The organism is Enterovibrio norvegicus DSM 15893 (genome assembly GCF_900115495.1).
GTDB lineage: Bacteria > Pseudomonadota > Gammaproteobacteria > Enterobacterales > Vibrionaceae > Enterovibrio > Enterovibrio norvegicus.
In genome coordinates this window covers 45395-70636 of record NZ_FOWR01000012.1, presented here as the reverse complement: position 1 = coordinate 70636, position 25242 = coordinate 45395, and the positions used below count along the sequence as shown (strand labels likewise).

General features: G+C 49.5%; 20 protein-coding genes. 10 read left to right on the top strand and 10 right to left on the bottom strand.

Translation table 11 applies throughout. The annotated features are described in order from the left end of the window. Positions 1–571 precede the first annotated feature (571 nt). Positions 572–814: a cell division protein ZapB gene (zapB, locus tag BM082_RS09450; protein WP_017009568.1), complete on the top strand. Its 243-nt coding sequence runs from the start codon at positions 572–574 to the stop codon at positions 812–814. Between the two features lie 90 nt (positions 815–904). Here zapB and rraA read toward each other — a convergent pair whose 3' ends face one another. The 7 genes from rraA to priA all read right to left on the bottom strand — a co-directional run bounded on the left by rraA (position 905) and on the right by priA (position 8696). After that, on the bottom strand, positions 905–1390 hold the full coding sequence (gene rraA, locus BM082_RS09445; RefSeq protein WP_017009569.1) for a ribonuclease E activity regulator RraA: 486 nt from the start codon (positions 1388–1390) through the stop codon (positions 905–907). A gap of 164 nt (positions 1391–1554) precedes the next feature. Next, a complete protein-coding gene (locus BM082_RS09440) occupies positions 1555–2460 on the bottom strand; it encodes a 1,4-dihydroxy-2-naphthoate polyprenyltransferase (RefSeq protein WP_026024828.1) in 906 nt (301 codons plus the stop codon). 171 nt (positions 2461–2631) lie between these two features. Further along, positions 2632–3966: an ATP-dependent protease ATPase subunit HslU gene (gene hslU, locus BM082_RS09435; protein ID WP_074926723.1), complete on the bottom strand. Its 1335-nt coding sequence runs from the start codon at positions 3964–3966 to the stop codon at positions 2632–2634. 13 nt (positions 3967–3979) lie between these two features. Further along, entirely contained in the window at positions 3980–4504 is a 525-nt protein-coding gene (gene hslV, locus BM082_RS09430; protein WP_017009572.1) for an ATP-dependent protease subunit HslV, read from the bottom strand. A gap of 146 nt (positions 4505–4650) precedes the next feature. Then, positions 4651–5235 carry an SPOR domain-containing protein gene (locus tag BM082_RS09425; RefSeq protein WP_017009573.1) on the bottom strand — a complete coding sequence of 195 codons (585 nt, stop codon included), beginning with the start codon at positions 5233–5235 and terminating at the stop codon, positions 4651–4653. Positions 5236–5315: 80 nt separating this feature from the next. Then, the gene (gene cytR / locus BM082_RS09420; protein ID WP_258186739.1) at positions 5316–6344 is read right to left on the bottom strand and encodes a DNA-binding transcriptional regulator CytR; all 1029 of its coding nucleotides are present in this window, start codon (positions 6342–6344) and stop codon (positions 5316–5318) included. A gap of 156 nt (positions 6345–6500) precedes the next feature. Beyond that, complete coding sequence (gene priA, locus BM082_RS09415; protein WP_074926721.1) at positions 6501–8696, bottom strand: primosomal protein N'; 2196 nt, start codon at positions 8694–8696, stop codon at positions 6501–6503. Between the two features lie 264 nt (positions 8697–8960). Here priA and rpmE point away from each other — a divergent pair, with 264 nt between their 5' ends. Both rpmE and BM082_RS09405 read left to right on the top strand, forming a co-directional pair. Continuing rightward, positions 8961–9173 (top strand): 50S ribosomal protein L31, encoded by a 213-nt coding sequence (gene rpmE, locus BM082_RS09410; protein WP_017009576.1) that lies wholly within the window; start codon positions 8961–8963, stop codon positions 9171–9173. A gap of 283 nt (positions 9174–9456) precedes the next feature. After that, positions 9457–10707, top strand: a complete 1251-nt coding sequence (locus tag BM082_RS09405) for a malic enzyme-like NAD(P)-binding protein (protein ID WP_017009577.1) — start codon at positions 9457–9459, stop codon at positions 10705–10707. Positions 10708–10822: 115 nt separating this feature from the next. On the opposite strand, the gene metJ is transcribed toward BM082_RS09405, so the two are convergent. Continuing rightward, positions 10823–11140, bottom strand: coding sequence for a met regulon transcriptional regulator MetJ (gene metJ, locus BM082_RS09400; RefSeq protein WP_017009578.1), 318 nt, complete (start codon positions 11138–11140; stop codon positions 10823–10825). Between the two features lie 208 nt (positions 11141–11348). On the opposite strand from metJ, the gene BM082_RS09395 reads away from it, so the two are divergent. The 3 genes from BM082_RS09395 (at position 11349) to metF (ending at position 16082) form a co-directional block, all read left to right on the top strand. Further along, positions 11349–12512, top strand: a complete 1164-nt coding sequence (locus BM082_RS09395) for an O-succinylhomoserine (thiol)-lyase (RefSeq protein ID WP_017009579.1) — start codon at positions 11349–11351, stop codon at positions 12510–12512. Beyond that, complete coding sequence (locus BM082_RS09390) at positions 12512–14953, top strand: bifunctional aspartate kinase/homoserine dehydrogenase II (RefSeq protein WP_017013143.1); 2442 nt, start codon at positions 12512–12514, stop codon at positions 14951–14953. Before BM082_RS09395 ends, BM082_RS09390 begins: the two co-directional genes overlap by 1 nt. Positions 14954–15191: 238 nt before the next feature. After that, positions 15192–16082, top strand: coding sequence for a methylenetetrahydrofolate reductase (metF, locus tag BM082_RS09385; RefSeq protein WP_074926719.1), 891 nt, complete (start codon positions 15192–15194; stop codon positions 16080–16082). Positions 16083–16198: 116 nt separating this feature from the next. On the opposite strand, the gene BM082_RS09380 is transcribed toward metF, so the two are convergent. Further along, entirely contained in the window at positions 16199–16771 is a 573-nt protein-coding gene (locus BM082_RS09380; protein WP_017009582.1) for a PadR family transcriptional regulator, read from the bottom strand. 352 nt (positions 16772–17123) lie between these two features. Next, a complete protein-coding gene (gene ppc, locus BM082_RS09375; protein WP_074926717.1) occupies positions 17124–19754 on the bottom strand; it encodes a phosphoenolpyruvate carboxylase in 2631 nt (876 codons plus the stop codon). Between the two features lie 472 nt (positions 19755–20226). On the opposite strand from ppc, the gene argC reads away from it, so the two are divergent. The 4 genes from argC (at position 20227) to argH (ending at position 25207) form a co-directional block, all read left to right on the top strand. Beyond that, a complete protein-coding gene (gene argC / locus BM082_RS09370; RefSeq protein ID WP_074926715.1) occupies positions 20227–21234 on the top strand; it encodes an N-acetyl-gamma-glutamyl-phosphate reductase in 1008 nt (335 codons plus the stop codon). Positions 21235–21244: 10 nt separating this feature from the next. After that, positions 21245–22024, top strand: coding sequence for an acetylglutamate kinase (gene argB, locus BM082_RS09365; RefSeq protein ID WP_017009585.1), 780 nt, complete (start codon positions 21245–21247; stop codon positions 22022–22024). A 61-nt stretch (positions 22025–22085) separates the two neighbouring features. Further along, positions 22086–23297, top strand: a complete 1212-nt coding sequence (locus BM082_RS09360) for an argininosuccinate synthase (protein ID WP_017009586.1) — start codon at positions 22086–22088, stop codon at positions 23295–23297. Positions 23298–23329: 32 nt separating this feature from the next. Continuing rightward, a complete protein-coding gene (argH, locus tag BM082_RS09355) occupies positions 23330–25207 on the top strand; it encodes an argininosuccinate lyase (RefSeq protein WP_017013146.1) in 1878 nt (625 codons plus the stop codon). Positions 25208–25242: the final 35 nt, after the last annotated feature.

The window sequence follows — 25242 nt, the reverse complement described above, 5'->3', positions numbered from 1 at the left end:
CGAGACCCATTTCATGCTCGTGGTCTTGGCTGCCACGATAATCGTACCTGCTACTTTAGAGATGAAACGGATTTCGTGAAGTGTTTGCGCGTCTAAATGTGCGTTCGCTCATTATTTATGCAATATGAATGCGCGATTGAGCATTTGTGCGGTGAATTTGAGTGTGAAGAAAGGCAACGTGATACGAAGTGAATAACTTTCGACGGGCTTCAGAGGGCACAAAAAGAAAAGGCTGACACCAAGAGTGTCAGCCCAGCCGATACCGGCAAGTCTTGGAATGTTCCAAGAGAGATACGATCGTGTATACGGTACCATGTGAAAAGTGAATATAAATTGAGTGAGATCGCATTGTTAGTCAAAAGTGCAATGGGGAAACCGGATTTAAAAACAACGGCGGTATGAGAAAATGTTAAAACTGCCGCTTTTTTGTTCGCTTGTGATCTAAAAACGTATTAGAAAGGTGCGGCCTGAGCCATGCCCCGTTAGAATAGGTTTTCTGGGACGCACAAGGTGAAGAACCCTTATCGGGCAAGCCTTGGCGAGATTTAGTTGGATTAGAAAGGTGGCCTTGATGTCATTGGAAATTTTAGAGCAGCTTGAAGCCAAAGTTCAGATGGCAGTGGATACCATTTCTCTGCTTCAAATGGAAATTGAAGAGCTTAAAGAAAAGAACGAAACCTTGGGTCAAGAAACGGACACTGTTCGTGAAAGCCGAGATGTATTAGAGCAAGAAAATGCGCGTCTTCGTTCTGACCAAGAGGCATGGCAACAACGCATTCGTAGCCTGCTTGGTAAAATTGAAGAAGTAGAATAAAAAAACAGAGCCGATGGGCTCTGTTTTTCTTTATGCCTCACTGTTTTTCAATGAGGCATCAGACACATCAACGTTTACGCCAATGTGTGATTATTCAATATCGATAGGCTCTTGAGAAAGAATAATACCTGTCGTGTCTGCATAGAGGTGATCTTCAGGAATGAAGGTGACACCACCAAAATTCACCGGAATGTCAGTATCGCCCACGCTTTGGTTATCCGCTCCAACCGGAATAGATGCTAGCGCTTGAACGCCAATATCGATTTCATCTAGCGCATCAACGTCGCGCACACAACCGTACACGACCAAGCCTTCCCAGTTGTTTTCCGCAGCCAGTGCTGCAATGTCAGCATCTACGATAGCACGGCGCAATGAGCCACCACCGTCGATAAGCATGACGCAACCTTCGCCATTACGCTCTGCCACTTGGCGGATAAGCCCGCTGTCTTCAAAGCATTTCACGGTGACAATCTGACCGCCAAAAGAGCTTCGGCCGCCATACGTGCTCATCATAGGTTCAAGCACATCAACCTGATCGAGGTACATGTCGCACAGTTCAGAGGTATTGTATTCCATAATCAGACTTCTTCTTGGGGCGCAAGTGGCCGGAAGGCAAAATAGTAACGGTTCGAACTAAGCTCACCGTCACCCTATGTCAAAAAAGTATAACGACAAGGGGGGGCATTGCAATGACTCAAAACATAAATCGGATGCCCAACGCCTTTATGTACATGGTCGTATTAGCTAACTAAGACACCGATGGCGAACAAACAGTTGGTCAGCAATGCCACTTTCACAATGTCTGCCATCATCGGACGCACGGTTTCTCCGTCGGGTGACGACCACACGGCTTTACCGTGTTTGATGGCGAGCGGGAGTGCCAATATAAACAACCAACCTGTGAGAGGTGCATGCTCAAGCATGGCATAGAGAGCGAAACAGCCAAAGGCGCCGGTGAGTAGCACTTGATGGTACATTCGCCCCCATCTTGGGCCCATGCGCACGACCAAGGTGTGTTTGCCGCAGGCTTTGTCATTGTCGATATCGCGAAGGTTATTGATGTTTAGCACGCCGACAGCCAGTAAGCCACAAGCCGTTGCTGGCAAAAGTACCGCACTGCTCAGCGAGCCGGTTTGCAAATAGTACGTACCTGCCACGCCGAGCCAGCCAAAGAAAATTAGCACGGATAAGTCACCAAGTCCGCGGTAACCGTAAGGCTTGTTGCCAACGGTGTAGCAAATCGCAGCGACAATCGCGAGTGCACCTAAGCCGATAAAACTCAGAATATCTGCAGTCTGGTCAAACGCGGTTAGCACCAATGCGGCACCCGATAAGATGGTGAGTACGATGTTCAGCGCCATGGCTTTTTTCATCGTGGTGGTGGTGACCAAGCCTTGCTGGATGGCGCGCTTCGGGCCTAAACGGTCGTCATTGTCTGTGCCTTTAACGGCATCGCCATAGTCATTGGCAAGATTGGAGAGGATCTGCAACAACAGCGCCGTCACCAATGCGAGCAGAGTGACAGTGATAGAAAAACGGTCGGTTTGAGCTGCGACTGCACTGCCACACAAGATGCACGCGATGGCGAGCGGCAGTGTTTTAGGACGCGCAGCGTCGAGCCAAGTAGAAAGAGTGATTGAAGACATAGCCATGCAGTACCTAAAGAATCAGGCGACATTATTGGCATTTTTTACACTATCGGCAATGTTGAAGCCCAAATTAGCCGTGATAGTCATTGCTTAAGGCTGGATAGGTAGAAACAAAAACAGGCAGCTGAAGCTGCCTGTTTTTATCTTACTGTCTGATAATCTGAAGGATTACAGAATGAAGCGGCTCAGATCTTCGTCGTCAACCAGCTCTTCTAGACAGTTACGCACGTATTCTGCGTTGATCTCAACAGAGTCGCCGCCACGTTCGCTCGCGTCGAAGGACACTTCATCAACCAAACGTTCCATCACAGTGTGTAGACGACGCGCACCAATGTTTTCAGTGCGTTCGTTCACGCGCCATGCTGCGTTCGCGATTTCTTCAATGCCGTCTGGCGTGAAGGTCAGGTTCAACTGTTCTGTGCCCATCAGTGCAGAGTATTGCTCTGTCAAAGATGCATTTGGCTCAGTCAAAATGCGTTGGAAGTCCGATGCGGATAGTGCTTCCAGTTCAACGCGAATCGGCAGACGACCTTGCAGTTCTGGAATCAAATCCGATGGGCTTGCCACTTGGAAAGCACCTGATGCGATGAACAGGATGTGGTCGGTACGTACCATGCCGTGTTTGGTAGAAACTGTGCTGCCTTCAACCAATGGAAGCAGGTCACGCTGAACACCTTCACGCGATACATCTGGGCCTGAGCTTTCGCCGCGCTTACAGATTTTGTCGATTTCATCGATGAAGACGATGCCGTTGTTCTCAACCATGTGGATGGATTGGTCTTTCAATTCTTCTTGATTAACCAGCTTCGCAGCTTCTTCTTCCGTCACAGCTTTTAGCGCGTCTTTTAGCTTCATCTTGCGCTTTTTAGACGTGTTACTACCACCGAGGTTTTGGAACATGCCCTGTAGTTGATTAGTCATTTCTTCCATGCCTGGAGGGGCCATGATTTCCATGCTCATTTGCGGCGCAGCAACATCGATTTCGATTTCTTTGTCGTCTAGTTTGCCTTCACGGATTTTCTTACGGAAGCTTTGACGAGTGTTCGAATCGGCTTTTGGTTCCTCTGATTGTCCCCATGCATCGCGAGGTGGCGGCAGTAGGACATCCAGAATACGTTCTTCAGCCAGTTCTTCAGCGCGGAATTTCACTTTTTCCATCGCTTGCTGGTGGGTCATTTTCACCGCGACGTCAGTCAGGTCACGGATAATGGTTTCCACCTCTTTACCGACATAGCCCACTTCGGTGAACTTTGTGGCTTCGACTTTGATGAACGGTGCGTTCGCCAGTTTTGCGAGGCGACGTGCGATCTCGGTTTTACCGACACCCGTTGGGCCGATCATCAGGATGTTCTTTGGCGTCACTTCTGCACGTAGATCTTCATCCAACTGCATGCGACGCCAGCGGTTACGAAGCGCAATCGCAACGGCACGTTTAGCTTTGGTTTGACCGATAATGTGACGGTCTAGTTCAGACACGATTTCGCGTGGGGTCATTTCAGACATGCTGGGATCCTGCTTAGTAATCAAGTTCTTCGATGGTGTGGTGCTGGTTGGTGAAGACACAGATGTCGCCAGCGATGGTCAGAGATTTTACGGCGATTTCGCGTGCATCTAGCTCAGTATTTTCAAGCAATGCAATGGCCGCAGCCTGTGCAAAGTTACCGCCTGAACCAATGGCAATCATGTCGTGCTCTGGCTGAACCACATCACCGTTACCGGTAATGATCAAAGAAGCGGTTTCATCGGCAACACAAAGCAGTGCTTCTAGCTTGCGCAGTGCACGGTCAGAACGCCAATCTTTAGCGAGCTCAACCGCGGCTTTGGTCAAATGACCTTGGTGCATTTCCAGCTTACGCTCGAAACGTTCGAATAGGGTGAAGGCATCAGCGGTGCCGCCAGCGAAACCTGCCAGTACTTTGTTGTTGTATAGGCGGCGAACTTTGCGGGCATTGCCTTTCATTACGGTGTTACCCAGTGACACTTGGCCGTCACCGGCGATCACAACTTTGCCGTTGCGGCGGACTGAAACAATCGTTGTCACGGAAGAACCTCTTCGTTTTGCTCTGGCTTACTAGCCAGTATGAGTTGTTAACAACAGAGGTGGGGATGGAGAAAACTAAATTCAAGGGGAAAAGCAGGGATGAAACCCTGCTTTATCGTATTTTTTCGCCGAAAAACGAGATTAAATCAGTTCCAGTACCAGATTGCGCAAGGTTCGATACCTGCGCGGCGTAACATGTTGCGGTCGCGTTCTGCTTCGCGCTTGAGCGGGTAAGGCCCTAACACTACGCGATACCAGATTCCTTTCTCGCCTTGGCTGGTTTTGACATGGCTTTCTAGACCTTGGAAAGCAATCATGGCTTTGCGCTCATCGGCTTGGCTTGAGCTTCTGTAAGCACCGCACTGCATGAGATACGGACGGCTTGAGATTTCTTGCTCGTTGGCCTCGACTTCCACTTCTTTGTTTTCTAACTCTTCAATGTATGACCATTTTTCTTTGGGCTGAGGTGGCAGTGTTTCTTTTGCCTTTTGGCTTGAAGGGGGGCTTTTTGCCGCAGGCTTAGGTTTTTCAACTTTCTGCTCTACAGGTGTGGTGTTTTCCGGTGGCGTGCTGGTGGCGAGGTGGAAAAGGCCGTAACCGAATGCGCCCACGAGTAAAACAGCGATAATCGCCCACTTTAATGGGAAGGCCGCTTTGGGGGGGGCTTTCTTGGTATTTCTGGTCGGTTTACGCGGCGCTTTGCCACGTTTGACATAATCTCTGGTTGCCACTGATTTGCGTATCTTTTCTTCGAATGGATGCTATATGGTACTGGCTTGCTCGAAAGCACGCCAGTACCGATAGACTGAGTTTAGCGTGATGGTGGTGCGACACTCTCACGAACAACCAGTTGTGCATCCAACAAACGTGAACCTGCTTGCACATCGTTGCCTTTGAGAATCTTCAACAGCATCAACATGGCTTGACGACCAATGTCGTAACGCGGTTGCGATACCGTCGTCAGGGCAGGGTCGCAGTATTCCGCAAATTGAATGTCATCAAAGCCGACAATGGAGATGTCATGCGGGACGCGGAAACCGAGGCGCTTGGCTTGTTGCATTGCACCGATAGCCATGACGTCGGAGTGACAGAATACGGCCGTAGGTGGCACAGGCAAAGACAGTAAAGATGTCATCGCGCGTGCGCCAGCAGCAAAGCTGAAATCACCCGATACGGTATAGGCAGGGTTAATCGTGATGCCACCGCGACGCAGTGCTTGCTGATAACCTTGCACACGGAATTGCGTCAATGCCGCATCCTTCGATCCTGTGATTTGCGCGATTTGCTTGTGACCCACTTGCGTTAAGTAGTTCACCGCTTCAAAAGCCGCAGTCAGGTTGTCGATGTGTACCGTTGGCAATTCAAGTTCTGGCGCGTATTCACAGGCCATTACGAGAGGTGGCAAGTTTTTCTGCTCTGGTTTACTGACGTCAAAAGGAAGGTCTGTGCCTAAAAGGAGCATACCGTCAGCTTGCTTCGTAAATACCAGGTTCACGAAAGAACTTTCGCGACTGTCTTGTTGACCACTGTCACCCAGCAACACGAGGTAGCCGTGTTCCATGGCTGCCTCTTCGATACCGCGAATGATTTCAGTAAAATAAGGATCACAAATGTCCGGGACGATAACCACGATGGTTTTCGACTCATTGCGTCGTAGGTTGCGCGCCAATGAATTTGGGCTGTAGCCAGCTTCCATCACAGCTTGTTCGACTTTCTTCCGTGTCGATGCCGACACCTTTTCAGGATTCATCAAGGCGCGTGATACCGTTGCCGTTGAAACGCCGGCCAGATGGGCAACATCCTTCATTGTCGCCATAGTGCTATTCCTCTTGCTTAATATATTTGGCAATGCTTCCCATTTGGGACCTACAGCAATGAGACAAAATTTGTCTTGGTGCCTCTATCTTAATCTGATGGGGCTGTATTAAACATGGTCATGTTAACAGATATTACAAGAATAACGTGATGTCGGTCGGTTTAGTCGAATGAAAACCATTCAGCTCATATCTTGCGGTTCGATATCGAGCGACCAACGAACTTTTTTGGACAAAGGAAGCTGACGAATAGCTTGAAGCGCAATGGAGAGGCGTTGCTGCAACATCTTTCTGCTCGGCGCTTGGAATATCAGTTGCCAACGGTAGCGCCCCGCTCGGCGATGAAGCGGCGCTGGGGCTGGCCCCATCACGGCGCAACCGTCATCTTCCAATGGGCTGGCATCCAGCACGGTACGTGCTTGTTGCAGGAACTGTTCAACCATGTCGCTTTGGTGGGATTCGGCGCGGATCAACCCAAAGAAACTGAATGGCGGCAATTGCGCTTGATGGCGTTCTTGCAAAGCCGCCCGTGCGAAGCTGTCATAGCCTTTGTGAATCAAGGATTGCAGCAGTGCGTGTTCTGGGTGGTGCGTTTGCAACAAGACTAAACCGGGCTTGCTGGCACGGCCTGCTCGACCTGCTACTTGCACAAAAAGCTGCGCCAATCTTTCTGGGGCACGAAAATCGTTGCTAAACAGGGCACTGTCTACATCCACCAAGCCCACGAGCGTGACGTCAGGGAAGTGATGCCCTTTTGCCAACATCTGCGTGCCAATAAGGATTTGATATTCTTTATTGTGGATGGCGTTGAGGTATTCCTCTAACGCGCCTTTGCGTCGCGTGTTATCGCGGTCTATACGAATGGTTTTGTATTCAGGAAACAGGCTAGCCAATTGGGACTCAAGCTGTTCCGTGCCCACTCCGACGCTGATTAACTGCGTTGAACCACAACTGCCACATTGGTGTGGGATTGGGCGCTGCGTTCCGCAATGGTGGCAGCGGAGTTCACCGCTTTGCTGGTGCAGTGTGTAGTAAGCATCGCAACGCTTACATTCAGCCAGCCAGCCACACTCATGACACATTAACGCAGGGGCATAACCTCGGCGGTTCAAAAACAACATCACCTGATTACCCACGGACAAATGCTTACGCATTTCCGCAATCATGGGCGCAGAGAGCCCTGACTCGAGATACAAACCTCGGATATCTAACACGCCGTGTTTGGCTTTTACGGCGTTACCGGCTCGAATCGATAAAATTAAATGATGGTATTTGCCTGTGGTGGCGTTGTGAAGGCTTTCCAGTGAGGGAGTGGCAGAGCCAAGAACCACGGGAATGTTTTCTTCATGGCCACGCATCACAGCCAGATCGCGGGCGTGATAGCGAAAACTGTCTTGCTGCTTATAAGAGGCATCGTGCTCTTCATCGACAATGATGATGCCGAGAGATTTGCACGGCGAGAAAAGCGCAGAGCGAGTGCCGATAATAATGGCGGCTTCGTTATCTCGGGCTGCGAGCCAAGCATTTAGGCGCTCGGTATCGTTCAAGCCTGAGTGCAGTACTTCAACGGGCACATTGAAGCGGCGTCTAAACCGGTTGATGGTTTGCGGCGTTAAACCAATCTCAGGCACAAGGATCAGGGCTTGTTGGCCTTTTGACAGAACAGGCTCAAGCAGGTTCAAGTACACCTCTGTTTTACCTGAACCTGTCACCCCTTCAATCAAATAGCAGCCAAACTCTGGGTTGGCATTGATGGTTGCCACCGCCATGGCTTGCTCATGGTTGAGGGTCGGCTTGTCTTCGACGACGGCATAACCTGGTGTCCACGGTTTCGCACGCACATTCTCTACGGGCGCAATCCAACCTTTGTCCTCAACCGCTTTGATAACGGCTGCCGTGAGTTCGGTATCAAGCAGATCGCTGTGTGTCATCGCACCGCTTCTTAGCAAGGTTAAAAGACGCGCTTGCTTGGGGGCGCGATTTAATGCCGTGAGCGGTTGGTCTTTACCTGATTCGGTGATCTGCCAAACGCGTTCGCGTTCACGCTGCGCAAGCTTTCCTTTTCTCAAATGGCCGGGCATTACCGTGCCAAGTGCATCACCAAGTGGGTACTGATAGTAGCGGCTTGCCCAATTTAATAGCTGATATAAAGGAGAGGGCCACAAAGGCGCTGCATCTATGACGCTATTGATCGGTTTGATTTGTTCTAGCGGAAAATCTGACGTATCGGACAGCGCAACCACTATGCCCACTTTGAATTGCTTACCAAATGGCACGCGTACTCGCCCACCGATAACAGGCATGTCACTGCCAATTCGGTAATCAAACGTTTTGTGCAACGGCACAGGCAAGGCCACTTGGGCAATGATTGGGATCATGAGGTGTAAAGGCTGCGTATTAAGAAACTTGTCATCGGAACAGTGTACCTATGGGGAACAGGTGCGCAAAGGACGAAAGTATAATCTTTTTGAATCAAGGCGCTGAAGCAGTGTAATCCTTGGTCTTGAAATGAATTGAACAAAAAAGTTGCGATCCTAGGTCTCCTTGATTAGAATTTCGCGCCTTACAATTTGTTTGTTAACGACGTGTGGTGCCCGATAGGCTCGGGAGAGCGACACGGCCTTATATTAGAGGTTATCCCTATGAAAGCTGGTATCCATCCAGAATACGCTGCAGTAACTGCAAAATGTTCATGCGGCAACACTTTTGAATTCAACACTACTCTAGGTAAAGATATCAACCTGGACGTATGTGACAAGTGCCACCCATTCTACACTGGTAAGCAACGTGTTGTTGACACTGGCGGCCGTGTTGATCGCTTCAACAAGCGTTTTGGCGCACTGTCTAGCAAGTAATATTGCAAAGACAACGAAAAAAGGGAGGTGCGAAAGCACCTCCCTTTTTTTATGCCATCTCGGCATGTAATACCCGTTACATAAATCACTATAGATACTAATTAATAATAACCGTGGAATAGGGTGGTTCTGAAATTCTCACTGCGTTAACATTTTACGATTACATTTAGGGTAGGGATGTTCTCGCCCTGAACTTGTTACGGATTGATCTCTTTGCTTGCGAGATCGCTAACGTGGCAAGTCTTTTAACCAATGACGATAAATACAATCAGGAAATAACAACATGTCTGAAGACAAACGCCAACAGGCTCTGGACTATCACGCCTATCCAGTGCCAGGTAAAATTTCGGTAGAACTTACCAAGCCAGCTGATACCGTGGAAGATCTGGCGTTGGCGTACAGCCCAGGTGTGGCTGAACCCGTACGTGAAATCGCACAAGACGCTGATAATGTTTATAAATACACAGCGAAAGGGAACATGGTTGCCGTGATTTCAAACGGCACCGCTATCCTTGGCCTAGGTAACTTGGGCCCACTTGCATCAAAACCTGTGATGGAAGGTAAAGCGCTACTGTTTAAACGCTTCGCGGGTTTGGATTCCATTGATATTGAAGTGAAGCACCGCACCATCGAAGAGTTTGTCGACACGGTCGCCAACATCTCTGACACCTTTGGTGGCATCAACCTTGAAGACATCAAAGCACCTGATTGTTTTGAAATCGAAAAGCAGTTGATCGAACGTTGCCACGTCCCTGTTTTCCATGATGACCAGCACGGTACGGCGATTGTCACCGCGGCGGGCATGCTGAACGCGCTAGAACTGCAAGGTAAAAACATCGAAGACGCGGTCGTCGTTTGTTTGGGTGCAGGTGCAGCGGCTGTTGCGTGTATGGAGCTGTTGATCAAATGTGGTGCTCAGCGTGAAAAGATTTACATGCTGGACCGTAAAGGCGTTATCCACACGCGTCGTGATGACATCAACGAATACAAGCAATTGTTTGCGAACAACACTGACAAGCGCACGCTTGAAGATGTGATTGAAGGTGCGGACATTTTCTTGGGTGTGTCTGGCCCTGACTTGCTGCCTCCGGAAGCGTTGAAGCTGATGGCAGAGAAGCCAATCGTGTTTGCGTGTTCAAACCCGGATCCTGAAATCAAACCTGAGCTTGCACACCAAGTGCGTGATGATTTGATCATGGGCACTGGCCGTTCGGATTACCCGAACCAAGTGAACAATGTGCTTTGTTTCCCATTCATTTTCCGCGGCGCACTGGATGTACGTGCAAGCCGCATCAATGACGAAATGAAGTTAGCAGCGGTTGAAGCCATTCGTTCTCTAGCGAAAGAGCCTGTGCCAGCAGAAGTGTTGAAGGCTGCGGGTGCTGATGCGTTGAGTTTTGGTATTGATTACATCATTCCTAAGCCGATGGACCCACGTTTGTTGCCTCGCGTCGCGAAAGCCGTAGCGGTAGCTGCGGTGGAATCTGGTGTGTCGCGCATCGAGATGCCAGAAAACTACATGGAAGATAAATAAGCGTTTATCAACGCATAATTCTTCCGTAGTACTCTGAAAGGAAAATAGTACTGTTTTCTTTTAAATAAAAAAAACCAGCCAATCGGCTGGTTTTTTTGTCATTCTGCTAACGAAATTAATATTCTTCTTCGTTAAACTCGATACCCAGTTCTTTCATAATGCGCTTTGCTTCCGCAGGCACGCTATCGCCTTTGTCCTTGCGAATATCATCATCCGTGGGCAGTGGTTGACCGGTGTAAGCATGTAAAAATGCTTCACACAGCAGTTCACTGTTGGTGGCGTGGCGCAAATTGTTCACCTGACGACGAGTACGCTCATCAGTCAGAATCTTTAACACTTTCAGCGGGATAGAGACGGTGATCTTCTTTACTTGTTCTTTCTTTTTACCGTGCTCGGCGTAAGGGTTAATATATTCGCCATTCCAGTCTGCCATCGTTCACCTTCATAAGCAGTTCAATTCTCAAATCGCAGTCAACGCCGGAAGCAATCGCCCAGGTTGGATGAACATAAATTTTAGCGATATTAACCGCTACATGTAAAGACATATAGACGTCTAGAAGTATTGACGTCTTGCTCTTGAATGTTTAAGGTTGATCATAATTCAAACATATTCCGCACGCATTTTTTACAGGGAAGCACCTATGAGCGACAAGAAGTCAGCCACCATCGCCGTCCGCACTGGTATCACCACAGATTCACAATACCAGTCAGTGGTTCCTCCTATTTATCTCTCAACCAATTACGAATTCCCAGAGTTTGGGGAAGTGCCAACCTACGACTATGCACGTGGCGGTAACCCAACACGAAACCTGCTAGAGACTGCACTTTGTGATTTAGAAAATGGCGCGGGAGCGGTGGTAACGAACTGCGGCATGTCAGCCATTAACTTGGTGTTGTCTTTATTAGGGCCTGACGATCTGATTGTTGCGCCGCACGATTGCTACGGTGGCACGTATCGTTTGTTTGATTCGCGCGCGAGAAAAGGGGCATTCAAGATTGCGTTTGTTGATCAGTCTGATGAAGCGGCCTTGGCGTCAGCGCTTGCGAAGAACCCGAAACTGGTATGGATTGAAACCCCATCAAACCCGCTTCTTCGCGTGGTAGATGTGCAAGCGATTTGCCAGCAGGCTCATGCGGTGGGCGCGTGGGTCGGCGTGGATAACACCTTTTTGTCTCCAATGCTTCAAAAGCCACTTAACCTAGGCGCTGACTTCGTTGTTCACTCCACCACGAAATTCATCAATGGTCACTCTGATACCGTTGGTGGTGTTGTGGTTGCCAAAGATCAGGATTTGGCGGACGAACTGAAATGGTGGGGTAACTGTATCGGCGCAACGGGCAATGCATTCGATAGCTACATGACGTTGCGTGGGTTACGTACCTTGAGCGCGAGAATGCGCCAGCATGAAGAAAACAGTGCAGAGGTGCTGGCCTTCTTACAAGGCGAGCCTTTGGTACGCATTATCTATCATCCATCGCTGCCAGAGCATCCTGGCCATGAGATTGCGAAGAAACAACAATCAGGTTTTGGTGGAATGTTGAGCTTTGAGCTCGAAGGAAACGAAAGTGAGCTGAAACTTTTCCTTCGCTCCCTTAAGCTATTCACGTTGGCAGAATCACTCGGCGGTGTGGAGAGTCTCGTGACTCACCCAGGTTCGATGACGCACAGAGCCATGTCTGATGAAGCGCAGGCGGAAGCGGGTATTGCCGCAACGCTATTGCGTTTATCCATCGGTCTAGAGGATCATAACGACTTGGTCGCTGACCTGAAACATGCATTCGACACAGTGAGAGAGAGTCAGTAATGAGCGCGGTTGAAGTAGTACCCCCACAGCATTCGCTGTCCCGCCAGTTACACAAGTTTGGTGGCAGTAGCCTTGCCGACCCTGCGTGTTTTCGTCGCGTGGCTCGTATCCTCGAGCAATACAGTGGCGAAGATGACTTGGTCGTGGTTTCTGCTGCCGGTAAAACCACCAATCGTCTTATCGAATGGTTAGGCCTTCTTGAGAAAGATGGCCGTCTTGCGCATGAAAGCCTGCAAAGCTTACGCAAATATCAGCAGGATTTGATTGAGAACCTGATTGAAGGTGATGCCAAGCAAGCATTGGTCGATGCGCTTTATGATGATTTCAGCGTATTGGCACAAGCGGCTGAAGCGCGTTTAACCGAGGCGCAGCGCGCATGGGCGCAAGGGTTTGGTGAAGTATGGTCTTCACGCCTTTTACCTGCGCTGCTTACCCAAATGGGTATGCCCTCTGTCAGCATGGATTCGCGTTCGTTTCTCCGTGCAGAACGCGCTGCACAACCTGAAGTGGATCGCGCAAGTTCTTGGCCATTGCTCAAAGAACAACTGGTGCAGCATAACCACCACCGTGTTGTGATCACCGGTTTCATGGCACAAAACCGAGCAGGTGAAACGGTGTTACTTGGGCGCAATGGTTCTGATTACTCCGCGACCCTGATTGGTGCATTGGCGGACGTAAACCGCGTGACGATTTGGAGCGATGTTGCCGGTGTTTATAGCGCCGACCCTCGCGTTGTAACCGATGCTTGCTTACTGCCTTTGCTTCGCCTTGATGAAGCGGCAGAGTTGGCGCGCCTCGCTGCGCCTGTCATGCACACACGAACGCTACAACCTGTCGCGCAAAGCTGTATCGACTTAAACCTTCGTTGCAGCTATGAACCTGAATCAGGTTCTACGCGCATTGAACGCGTATTGGCATCAGGCCGCGGCGCGAAAATCATCACATCTCTTGATGATGTGTGCTTGTTGCAATTGGACGTACCGCGTTCGCACGATTTTGATATCGCCCGTTTAGATTTAGAACGCTTACTGACCCGCAATCAATTACAACCGCTAGCGACATCTTCCAGTGAAGATCAGCACCGCATTCAACTCGCCTACACCTCTGAAGTGGTCAATAGCGTGTTGGAGCTGCTACAAAATGCTGGTATTCCTGCTGAAATTCGTTTGCGTGAAGGTTTCAGTCTGGTTGCTGCCGTGGGTGCGGGTGTCACGGGAAACCCGGTACATTGCCACGGCTTCTACCAGCAGCTTCGTGAGCAGCCAATAGAGTTTATCTGTGAGTCTAAAAATGGGCTCAGCATCGCGGCATTGTTGCGCAAAGCGAACACGGGCGCACTGGTTGCAGGCATTCACCGTGCGCTGTTTCAAGCGCAGCGCCGTATCGGTCTCGTGCTGTTAGGTAAAGGTAACATTGGCAGTCGCTGGTTGAGCCTGTTTGCCGAGCAAAAGTCGGCATTGGAAAAGCGTCATGGCATGAACTTCGAGCTGATTTCTGTTCTCGATAGTGGCAGTCAATGGATTGATTTCAAGGGGATCGATCCAGCGTGTGTGATGGATGCATTCAGCGAACATTCAGAGGCGTATCAAGACAACGATTGGATATCTCGACTGCTCAATCACCCGTATGACGATGTCGTTGTATTGGATGTCACGGCAAGTGCGCCGTTGTCTAAACAATACCCTGAGTTGGCAGAGCACGGCTTTCACCTTGTGTCTGCGAATAAAGTGGCGGGTTCAGCCAGTGGTACCGAGTACAACAAGGTGCAAGATGCGTTTGCGAAAACGGGTCGCCATTGGCTGTATAACGCAACGGTAGGGGCAGGCCTTCCTGTTAACTACACTGTTCGAGACCTTCGTGAGAGTGGCGACAAAATCATTGCCTTGTCGGGTATTTTCTCTGGCACCTTGTCTTGGCTATTCCAGCAATACAACGGTGACGTGGCATTCAGTGACCTGCTTGAGCAAGCGTGGCAGCAGGGATTAACGGAGCCTGACCCTCGTGAAGATCTCAGCGGCGCAGATGTAATGCGTAAGCTGGTGATTTTGGCACGAGAGTCAGGGTTGACGATTGAGCCGGAACACGTGCGCGTGCAATCGTTGGTGCCTGAGGCATTAATGGATTTGTCGCTCGATGCGTTTCTTGATCAAAGCGACGCATTGGACAGCACGCTGTCAGAGTGGCTAGAAGAAGCGAAGAAAGAAAAAGGTGTCCTACGCTATGTTGCGCGCTTTGCGCGTGATGGAAAGGCGCGTGTTGGCTTAGAGGTGGTCTCTGATGAGCATCCTCTGGCGAATTTGCTGCCGTGTGACAATATCTTCGCGATTGAGAGCCAGTGGTACCGAGAGAATCCTTTGGTGATCCGAGGCCCTGGCGCTGGACGAGACGTTACTGCGGGTGCACTGCTATCAGATTTGAACCGAATCGCGTCTTTGCTTTAGCGGGCTTTAAACTTGTTCTAGAACAAGGTTTAAATGGCGATTAGGACTGAGGATAAAAGCGGAGGTTAGCCCCTCCGCTTTTTTCTTTTTGAAAAATCATGATGATCAACATGAATAAAATTCAACTAAACCAAGTTGACTTTGATATGTTCGCAATACATCATCTAGACATATAGACGGCTAAATGGAAGCTCGTCATAAGGAATTATCGGCTGTATAGCCGAGTCAGGGAGACAGTATGGGATACTCACACGCCAGTCATTTAGACGCATTGAATCAAAATCTTACCGATTTGAACGGCGACATTAACGTATCGTTTGAATTCTTCCCGCCAAGCTCTGAAAGCATGGAACAAACCCTTTGGGCGTCTGTTCAGCGCTTGAAAACACTGCAACCTAAATTCGTTTCTGTTACTTACGGCGCAAACTCAGGCGAGCGTGACCGTACGCATTCCATCGTAAAAAGCATTAAACAAGAAACCGGCATTGAAGCTGCGCCGCACCTTACTTGTATCGACGCTAGCCGTGATGAACTGAAAACCATTGCGCGTGATTATTGGGACTGTGGTATTCGCCATATCGTTGCATTGCGTGGTGATTTGCCAGAAAAAAGCGCCAAGCCTGATATGTATGCAGCAGATTTGGTGGAATTGCTAAAAGGCGAAGCAGACTTTGATATTTCTGTCGCGGCTTACCCTGAAGTACACCCTGAAGCTCGCAGCGCACAGGCGGATTTGATCAATTTGAAGCGTAAGGTAGATGCAGGGGCAAATCGTGCGATTACCCAATTCTTCTTTGACGTTGAAAGCTACCTGCGTTTCCGTGACCGCTGTGCAGCAGCCGGTATTGATGTAGAAATCATTCCGGGCATTTTGCCTGTGTCTAACTTCAAGCAAGCCTCACGCTTTGCGAACATGACCAACGTGCGCATTCCGGGTTGGATGGCTAACCAGTTTGAAGGCCTTGATGATGACCCCGTTACACGCCAAATGGTGGGTGCAAGCCAAGCGATTGATATGATCCGCGTATTGAGCCGTGAAGGCGTGAAGGATTTCCACTTCTACACACTGAACCGTGCAGAGCATACTTACGCGCTTTGCCACACCTTGGGTGTTCGTCCAAACGCGTAAATGACATTGTTCGCCTAACGCTCAATGTTGCTTGCCATGAATTTACGCTTTGTGTGAACAGCAGAAAAAGAAAAACCGTCGATAACGACGGTTTTTTTGTAAGCAGTGAATATGATTTAACGCATGGCCAACTTGGGTTCTAGCACAGAGGCTTCCATGGCGTTCAATTCAATCAATACTTCTTCAGCCCAGGTTAACCAAGCTTCCTTACGCAAAATATTTCGACGTAGCGTCAGGCGCTCAAGGCGTCCATCTCGCGTTAGAAGCGCAGAATCAGCATAGTGATTCTTTTCCAGATCGCGGTATTGGCTTAGCTGGAGGCGCGACTCATCGATCAATGCATGCATATGCTGGATCATAGGCGCAGGTTCAAAAAGGCTGCAAGTTAGAAGCTTTGCAGACACTTCATCGCGGTCAGTTGGGTGTTTAGCGGGTAACAAGAACCACTCATACAAACTTTGTCTGCCGATGTCCGTGATGGAATAGACTTTGCGGTCAGGTTTGCCGTCTTGAGGTTCGAGTTTGCAGCTAACAGCGCCCATATCTGCGAGTTTATTAAGTTCGCGATACACTTGCTGGTGGCTGGCTTTCCAGAATTGACCGATGGCGTTAGAAAACTCTTTGGTTATATCGTAACCAGTAGCATCCCGGTGACTTAGTACCGTGAGAATTACGTGTGGTAGTGACATCTCTTCTATCCAAAATCATAAAAAGGCGATCCGGTGCCCTGGGATGTCGCTCTTTGGCGAGTTTGTTTATTCCACAAAACTGGGCGGATCGAAACGTATCCAACGCCCTCGCTGTGTCCCTTGCCAACGTCGTATCCAAAAATGGCGCGGATACTGAAAAAGACACAGTACGTGGGAATCAGAACGGTTATTTACCGTCGTTGGTGCCCTGCGATGCGCTATGTATGCACATCGTCTAAGCACTTCAACATATTAATAACATTATCAATGCGACAACAATGGAAAAAGACTCACGGAAAATAAAAAAGGCTGCAAGAATGCAGCCTTTCTTATTTTTGGAACATTTTCTCATTTATCCGGTGTTGCGCATACCTGCAGCAATACCTGCGATGGTGACCATCAGCGCATCATCCAATGCGGATGTGTCACCTTCTGTTGCGCGTGTACGACACAGCAGTTCTGCTTGAAGCATGTTCAATGGCTCTACGTAGATGTTACGCAGGCGAATGGCTTCAGCGCCCCACGGATTTTGCTCCATGAGGTGATCACTGTTTTCAACCATCAACACCGCTTTGATGTCTTGGTTTAGGCGTTCACGTAATTGCTCTCCCAGAGGCCAAAGCTCTTTATCAACCAGCTTCTCATCGTAGTACTTCGAGATTGAAGGGCTGGTTTTGGTGAAGACCATTTCCAACATACCAAGGCGCGTTGAGAAGAATGGCCATTCACTGCACATTTCTTCCAACTGCTTGAGGTGGCCGTGATCGATAGAGAATTGAATCGCCTGTCCAGCACCTAGCCATGCCGGTAACAGAAGGCGGTTTTGGCTCCATGCGAAAATCCAAGGGATGGCACGTAGGCTTTCAACGCCGCCCGTTGGATTACGTTTTGCAGGACGCGAACCCAAAGGCAGTTTACCAAGCTCTAGCTCTGGTGTGGCTGAGCGGAAGTAAGGAACGAACTGAGAATGACCACGAACGATGTCACGGTATGCTTCGCATGACACTTCGCTCAAGGTTTCCATCAGATCGCGCCATTCTTGTTTTGGCTCTGGTGGTGGCAGCAAGTTTGCTTCGAGAATAGCACTCGCGTAAAGGTTGAGGCTGTTCGTCGCAACGTCTGGCAGACCCAGTTTGAAGCGAATCATCTCGCCTTGTTCTGTGACGCGAAGGCCGCCTTTCAAGCTGCGTGGTGGTTGAGATAGTAATGCTGCGTGTGCAGGTGCACCGCCACGACCAATTGAACCGCCGCGACCGTGGAACAGAACCAAATCAACGCCGGCGTTTTCACAGACGCTAACCAAGGCTTCCATGGCTTTATATTGCGCCCAGCCAGCCGCCATCACACCTGCGTCTTTTGCAGAGTCTGAGTAGCCGATCATGACCATTTGGAAGTTTTGGATAAAGCCACGGTACCAATCAATGCTTAGCAACTGATTGATCACGGATTCAGCATTGTTCAAATCCTCTAGGGTTTCGAACAGTGGACACACGTCCATGCGGAACTGACAGCCAGCTTCTTTCAGCAGTAGGTGTACAGCAAGTACATCCGATGCAGTACGGGCCATTGAGATAACGTAAGATCCTAATGCTTCACGCGGTTGCTGCGCAACCACACGGCACGTTTCAAGCACTTCTTGTACGTCGTCAGACGGTTCCCAGTTACGCGGGAGAAGAGGGCGCTTCGAGCTTAGCTCGCGGATCAAGAAGGCTTGTTTGTCTTGCTCACTCCATTGGCTGTAATCGCCCATGCCGAGGCAACGGGTGATTTCAGACAGTGCGTCAGCATGACGGGTGCTTTCTTGGCGAATATCTAGCTTGATAAGGTTAACGCCAAAACATTGAATACGGCGAAGCGTATCAAGTAGCAAACCATCAGCGATGATGCCCATGCCGCAATCGTGCAGCGATTGGTAACACGCGTGAAGAGGCGTCCAAAGCTGATCAATGTGCGTCAGGATGTCTTTATCTTCTGCGCGCTGACCTTTGATTTTCGCATCGAGGTAATCAAGGGTGTTGGTCAGTGTTTTACGCAGGGATTTTAAAATTGCGCGGTACGGTTCGTGCTCGTCACCTGCCATTGCGCGAACCACGTCATTACAGCGGGTCATCGACAATTCACTGATGAGCTCTTGAATGTCGGTCAGGTAAAGGTCTGCGGCTTTCCAACGAGAAAGAAGCAACACTTCACGGGTCACGTCAGAGGTCACGAACGGGTTGCCATCGCGGTCACCGCCCATCCAGCTTGAAATCTGAATCGGTGATGCATCGACTGACAGGCCGCGGCCAATGTGACTTTTTAGCTTGAGGTCGAATTGACGAAGGAACTCAGGCACGGCTTGCCACAAGCTATTTTCGATAACGGCATAGCCCCACTTGGCTTCATCAAGTGGTGTTGGGCGTTGCTGGCGAATAACGTCAGAATGCCAAGCCTGTGCGATAAGTTGCTCAAGGCGGAGTTCTGTTTTATTGCGCTCACTATAAGAAATGTCACCCAGCTCTAGCTTAGAAAGGCATTTGTTGATTTGCACGAGCTTATGAATGGTTGTACGACGAGCAATTTCCGTTGGGTGCGCCGTCAATACCAACTCTATTTTCAGGTCATCAATCGCTTTCTCTGTCTCAGCAGGAGAAATGTCGCTACCTTTTAGACGTTGGAATAAACCGTCGAGCGCATCTGGGCTACAAACGGTTTCTTCGCAGTGGCGAGAGACTGAGTGGTATTGTTCTGCGATGTTGGTCAAGTTCAAGAACTGACTAAAAGCGCGAGCAACAGGAAGAAGTTGATCGTTCGGTAGGCTTTGAAGCACATCGATCAGTTTTGCATGATCGTCGTCGTTTCCTGCAGAGGCAGATTTTGAGAGTTTGCGGATCTCTTCTACCTTAGCCAGCAATTCGTCACCGTGGGCATCCTTGATGGTGTTTCCCAACAGGTGACCAAGCATGCTGACGTTGCTTTTTAGCGCGTCGTACTTGTCATTCATAAGGCATCCATTTCGTAACTTTGTTACATCCAAATTGCAATCATAGTCACTCAATCTAGCCAATATACGACCCTAAGGTCAATCACCCATGCGTCGAATTGTCGACTTTTTGTCGTTCATCCCAGTGCTAGCAAGGCATACAGCGAGATGTAACAAAATTACAACTGAAAGTGGCAGAAAACGCCGAATTTGCGTTGCATCCAGCCTTTGTGCTTTTTGTTTGTACAAAGAGTTGACATTAGTCACTTATCGCGATAAAAAGCACATATAAATTCATATTAAATGAATAACAATTAAAAAATTCGCTCATGGATGCAGTGAAAAGGTACGATACGATGATGGATTATTACTCACAGACCCCTCTTCTACGACGACGCCGACGTTAATTTAACGCCGGGTGACGCGCACCCCTCCCGCAGCTGAGCGAGCTGAAACACAACTATTCTCTACCGATTACATAAACGGATTTTCCATGTTAAAGACTGTGATTGTCGGCGCTAGTGGCTATACCGGTGCCGAGCTGACCAAAATGGTCCATCTACACCCAGAGCTTGAGCTCGCTGGGTTATACGTATCGAAAAACAGTGCCGATGCCAATACACCTATCAGTGATCTTCATGGTCAGCTGAAAGGGCTGATTGATTTACCGTTACAGCCTTTAGCTGACGTAGATGCCATCGCAAAACATGCTGACGTTGTGTTGTTAGCAACAGCCCATGAAGTGAGCCATGATTTGGCGGCTTCTTTCCTTGCGCAGGGTTGTAAAGTGTTTGACCTGTCTGGCGCATTCCGCGTGAAGTCTGATGATTTCTATACCACCTATTACGGCTTCGCTCACACCTTCCCTGAATTGCTTGATCAAGCGGTATACGGCCTTGCTGAATGGAATGCCGATGCCATTGCATCGGCGGATTTGATTGCCGTGCCGGGATGTTACCCAACGGCCTCTCAGTTGGCACTAAAACCGCTTATTGATGCAGGGTTACTTGATGACGTTCAGTGGCCTGTGATCAGCGCTGTGAGCGGCGTGTCTGGCGCGGGTCGCAAGGCGTCAATGACCAACAGCTTTTGCGAAGTGAGCCTGCATGCGTATGGGGTGTTCACACACCGTCACCAACCTGAGATTTCTGCGCATCTTGGTCGAGAAGTTATCTTTACGCCGCACCTTGGAAACTTCAAACGCGGTATCCTAGCCACCATCACAGCAAAGCTTGCTGAAGGTGTTGATGAAAGTGCGGTAACACAAGCTCTTCAGAGCGCGTATGACAATCAACCTTTGGTTCGTCCATTAGGTGCAGGCCAAAGTGCAAAACTGCAATCTGTTCAAAATACGGGCTTTTGCGACATTGGTTGGTCTGTGAAAGGGCAGCATGTGGTGCTTACCTCGGCGATCGACAATCTATTAAAAGGTGCTGCAAGCCAAGCGATGCAGTGCATAAACATTCGTTTCGGCTTTGCGCCTCTAACGGCGATCGTTTAGGAGAGTGGTGATGAGTTTACGTCCTTTAGTAGTAAAGCTAGGCGGTGCAGCGCTTTCTTGTGAAGAAACACTCGAAAAACTGTTCAATGCCATCAGTGAATATAAAGAATCTGCGCACCGTGAATTGGTCGTGGTTCATGGTGGTGGCTACTTGGTTGATGAGCTCATGAATGGCCTCAACTTGAAAGTTGAAAAGAAACAAGGCCTGCGTGTCACACCGAGCGACCAAATCAATGTGGTGGCCGGTGCACTTGCAGGAACCGCAAATAAATTGCTTCAGGGCCAAGCGGTAAGAAGCGGCATTAATGCGGCGGGCTTGAGCCTTGCTGACGGTGGCCTTTGCCAAATCACACAACTGGATCCTGAATTGGGTTGTGTCGGTAAAGCAGTACCGGGTAATTCTGCACTTTTGCAGGCGATTTTAGCGACAGGTTGTGTGCCTATCATCAGCTCAATTGGCTTGGATGATAACGGACAACTGATGAACGTGAATGCTGACCAAGCGGCGGTAGCGGTTGCGGCTGCGTTAGATGCGGAGTTGGTATTGCTGTCAGACGTTAGTGGCGTTCTGAACGGCAAAGGTAAATTGATGACGACGCTTGATGTGGCGTTGGCTGATGAACTGATTGAAAGCGGTGTCATTACTGATGGCATGATCGTGAAGGTAAAAGCAGCATTTGAAGCTGCTGAAGCACTGGGTCGCCCGATTGAAGTGGCGAGCTGGCGTTACCCCGATAAGCTGGCTGAGCTATTTAGCGGCAGCAGCATTGGCACCCGTTTTACCCTTTAGATAAATTACTGAAGTTGACCGCCTGTACTGACCGTCAGAGCGGCACACAAGGAGAAGTAACATGAGCAATATCAAAAAAGTCGTACTCGCATATTCTGGCGGTCTTGATACGTCGGCAATCATTCCATGGCTGAAAGAGAACTATGACTGTGAAGTTATTGCGTTCGTTGCCGATGTGGGCCAGGGCGAAGAAGAGCTGGTTGGCATTGAAGAGAAGGCGATAGCATCGGGTGCATCAGCGTGTTACATCGCTGACCTGAAAGAAGAAATGGTGGCTGAGTACATCTACCCAAGCCTGAAGACCGGTGCAGTTTACGAAGGTAAATACCTGCTAGGTACGTCAATGGCTCGTCCAATCATCGCGAAAGCACAAGTTGAGTGTGCATTGGAAGTGGGTGCAGATGCACTGTGTCACGGTTGTACCGGCAAAGGTAACGACCAAGTCCGTTTTGAAAGTGCATTCGCGGCACTGGCACCACAACTTAAAGTGGTTGCGCCTTGGCGTGAGTGGGATCTACGTAGCCGTGAAGCGCTGCTGGATTACCTTGCAGAGCGCAACATTCCTTGTACTGCAAGCCTTGAGAAAATCTACAGCCGTGATGCAAACGCATGGCACATCTCAACCGAAGGCGGCGTACTTGAAGATACATGGAACCAACCGAACGAGCTTTGCTGGGTGTGGACTGTGGATCCAGAGCAAGCACCAGACCAATCTGAAACTGTGTCTCTATTGGTAGAGAAGGGCGAAGTGGTTGCGGTTGATGGCGAGAAAATGTCTCCGTACCAAGTGCTTACTACCTTGAATGAAAAAGGTGCGCGTCACGGTGTTGGCCGTATCGACATCGTTGAAAACCGTCTGGTCGGCATGAAGTCTCGTGGTTGTTATGAAACCCCAGGGGGCACCATCATGATGGAAGCGCTTCGTGGTGTTGAACAATTGGTACTGGACAAAGATTGTTTTGAATTCCGTGAAGAATTAGGCCTAAAAGCCTCGCATCTCATTTATGATGGCCGCTGGTTTACGCCGCTTTGCAAATCTATTCTAGCTGCCGCAGATTCTCTGGCTGAATCCGTTACGGGTGAAGTTGTGGTGAAACTGTATAAAGGACAAGCTACAGTAGTGCAGAAGCGTTCGCTTAACAGCTTGTATTCGGAAGAGTTTGCTACCTTCGGTGAAGATGATGTTTACGATCACAGCCATGCTGGTGGTTTCATCCGTCTTTACTCGCTGTCGAGCCGCATTCGCGCGCTAAACGAAAAAAAACAAAAATAGACAGGAAGCAATAAGGGTAAGGAGACGGAAATATGGCGTTATGGGGCGGAAGGTTTAGTCAAGCAGCCGACATTCGATTTAAGCAATTCAACGATTCGTTGCGTTTTGACTATCGCCTCGCGGAGCAAGACATCATTGGCTCTATCGCTTGGTCTAAAGCGCTGCGCTCGGTCGGTGTTCTCACCGAGGTAGAGCAGCAGCGTCTTGAGCTCGCATTGAACGAGCTCAAATTGGCGGTGATGGAAGATCCAGAGCAGATTCTTCGCTCTGATGCTGAAGATATTCATAGTTGGGTGGAGCAACAACTGATCGCGCGAGTGGGCGATTTAGGGAAGAAGCTTCACACCGGACGTTCGCGTAACGATCAGGTCGCGACAGATCTGAAACTATGGTGTCGCCAGCAGGGTCAACAGCTTCTCCTTTCTCTTGATAAGTTACAAAACCAAATGGTGCAGGTTGCGTCTGTGCATCAAAACACGGTGTTGCCGGGTTATACCCACTTACAACGTGCGCAACCTGTGACATTTGCACATTGGTGTTTGGCCTATGTGGAAATGCTTGAGCGTGATTACTCACGTTTGAGCGATGCACTCAACCGCCTTGATACTTGCCCATTGGGTTCAGGTGCATTGGCGGGAACGGCATACCCTATCGATCGTGAAGCGCTGGCGCATAGCTTGGGCTTCCGCCGCGCGACCCGAAACAGCTTAGATTCTGTCTCTGACCGTGATCATGTGATGGAACTGATGTCTGTAGCGTCAGTGTCCATGCTTCACCTATCGCGCATGGCAGAAGATCTGATCTTCTACAACTCTGGCGAATCTAACTTCGTTGAGTTAGCGGATACCGTGACGTCAGGTTCATCCTTGATGCCACAGAAGAAAAACCCAGATGCACTTGAATTGATTCGTGGTAAGACGGGCCGTGTTTACGGCGCAATGTCTGCGATGATGATGACAGTGAAAGCCTTGCCGCTTGCGTACAACAAAGACATGCAAGAAGACAAAGAAGGCTTGTTTGATGCGTTAGATACATGGCATGACTGCTTGGAAATGGCGGCACTGTGTTTTGACGGCATCAAAATCAACAAAGATCGTACGCTTGAAGCTGCGATGCAGGGCTACTCGAACGCAACAGAGCTTGCGGATTACTTGGTTGCTAAAGGCATTCCTTTCCGTGAAGCCCACCACATTGTTGGTGTCGCGGTCGTCGCGGCCATCGAAAAAGGGTGTGCATTGGAAGAACTGTCACTGGAAGAGATGAAACAATTCTCCTCTGTGATTGACGATGATGTTTACCCGATCTTGACCATTGAATCTTGCCTTGAGAAGCGCTGTGCCCTTGGTGGCGTTGCACCCAATCAGGTTGAATTCGCCATCAGTTACGCAGAGAAGCGTTTAGAAAAACGTTACTCACCGCGCGTGAAGGTACGCGGTGCGCGTTTGACGGATTTGGATGCCATTGAAGGCATGGTGGTGTACTGGGCGGGCTTGGGTGAAAACCTACCACGAGAGCGTAACGAGCTGGTGCGTGATATTGGTTCGTTTGCGGTTGCAGAACACCAAGGCGAAGTCACCGGTTGTGCTTCTTTGTATGTGTATGACTCTGGTTTGGCTGAAGTGCGTTCACTGGGTGTAGAAGCCGGTTGGCAGCATCAAGGACAGGGCAGTGCGATTGTCGAACATCTGCTGAAAAAAGCGGGCAACATGGCCATCAAGAAGGTGTTTGTGTTAACCCGTGTGCCTGAGTTCTTCATGCGAATGGGCTTCATTCCAACGTCGAAATCTTTGTTGCCAGAGAAGGTGATGAAGGATTGTGACCGTTGCCCACGCTTGCACGCGTGTGATGAAGTGGCACTAGAATTCACTTACGACCAAGATCGTTTGATTGCAAAGTCTAACGTCGCGTAATCGCAGTTCGCTTAGCGAGTAGCGCAATAGGCGTG

Excerpts from the sequence above, each read along its gene's own strand:
- BM082_RS09360 (WP_017009586.1), top strand. The coding sequence starts at position 22,086 with ATGAGCAATATCAAAAAAGTCGTACTCGCATATTCTGGCGGTCTTGAT.
- hslU (WP_074926723.1), bottom strand. The coding sequence starts at position 3,966 with ATGTCTGAAATGACCCCACGCGAAATCGTGTCTGAACTAGACCGTCAC.
- rpmE (WP_017009576.1), top strand. The coding sequence starts at position 8,961 with ATGAAAGCTGGTATCCATCCAGAATACGCTGCAGTAACTGCAAAATGT.
- metJ (WP_017009578.1), bottom strand. The coding sequence starts at position 11,140 with ATGGCAGACTGGAATGGCGAATATATTAACCCTTACGCCGAGCACGGT.
- rraA (WP_017009569.1), bottom strand. The coding sequence starts at position 1,390 with ATGGAATACAATACCTCTGAACTGTGCGACATGTACCTCGATCAGGTT.
- BM082_RS09395 (WP_017009579.1), top strand. The coding sequence starts at position 11,349 with ATGAGCGACAAGAAGTCAGCCACCATCGCCGTCCGCACTGGTATCACC.
- metF (WP_074926719.1), top strand. The coding sequence starts at position 15,192 with ATGGGATACTCACACGCCAGTCATTTAGACGCATTGAATCAAAATCTT.
- argC (WP_074926715.1), top strand. The coding sequence starts at position 20,227 with ATGTTAAAGACTGTGATTGTCGGCGCTAGTGGCTATACCGGTGCCGAG.
- BM082_RS09390 (WP_017013143.1), top strand. The coding sequence starts at position 12,512 with ATGAGCGCGGTTGAAGTAGTACCCCCACAGCATTCGCTGTCCCGCCAG.
- BM082_RS09440 (WP_026024828.1), bottom strand. The coding sequence starts at position 2,460 with ATGTCTTCAATCACTCTTTCTACTTGGCTCGACGCTGCGCGTCCTAAA.
- argB (WP_017009585.1), top strand. The coding sequence starts at position 21,245 with ATGAGTTTACGTCCTTTAGTAGTAAAGCTAGGCGGTGCAGCGCTTTCT.
- BM082_RS09380 (WP_017009582.1), bottom strand. The coding sequence starts at position 16,771 with ATGTCACTACCACACGTAATTCTCACGGTACTAAGTCACCGGGATGCT.
- zapB (WP_017009568.1), top strand. The coding sequence starts at position 572 with ATGTCATTGGAAATTTTAGAGCAGCTTGAAGCCAAAGTTCAGATGGCA.
- priA (WP_074926721.1), bottom strand. The coding sequence starts at position 8,696 with ATGATCCCAATCATTGCCCAAGTGGCCTTGCCTGTGCCGTTGCACAAA.
- ppc (WP_074926717.1), bottom strand. The coding sequence starts at position 19,754 with ATGAATGACAAGTACGACGCGCTAAAAAGCAACGTCAGCATGCTTGGT.
- argH (WP_017013146.1), top strand. The coding sequence starts at position 23,330 with ATGGCGTTATGGGGCGGAAGGTTTAGTCAAGCAGCCGACATTCGATTT.
- BM082_RS09405 (WP_017009577.1), top strand. The coding sequence starts at position 9,457 with ATGTCTGAAGACAAACGCCAACAGGCTCTGGACTATCACGCCTATCCA.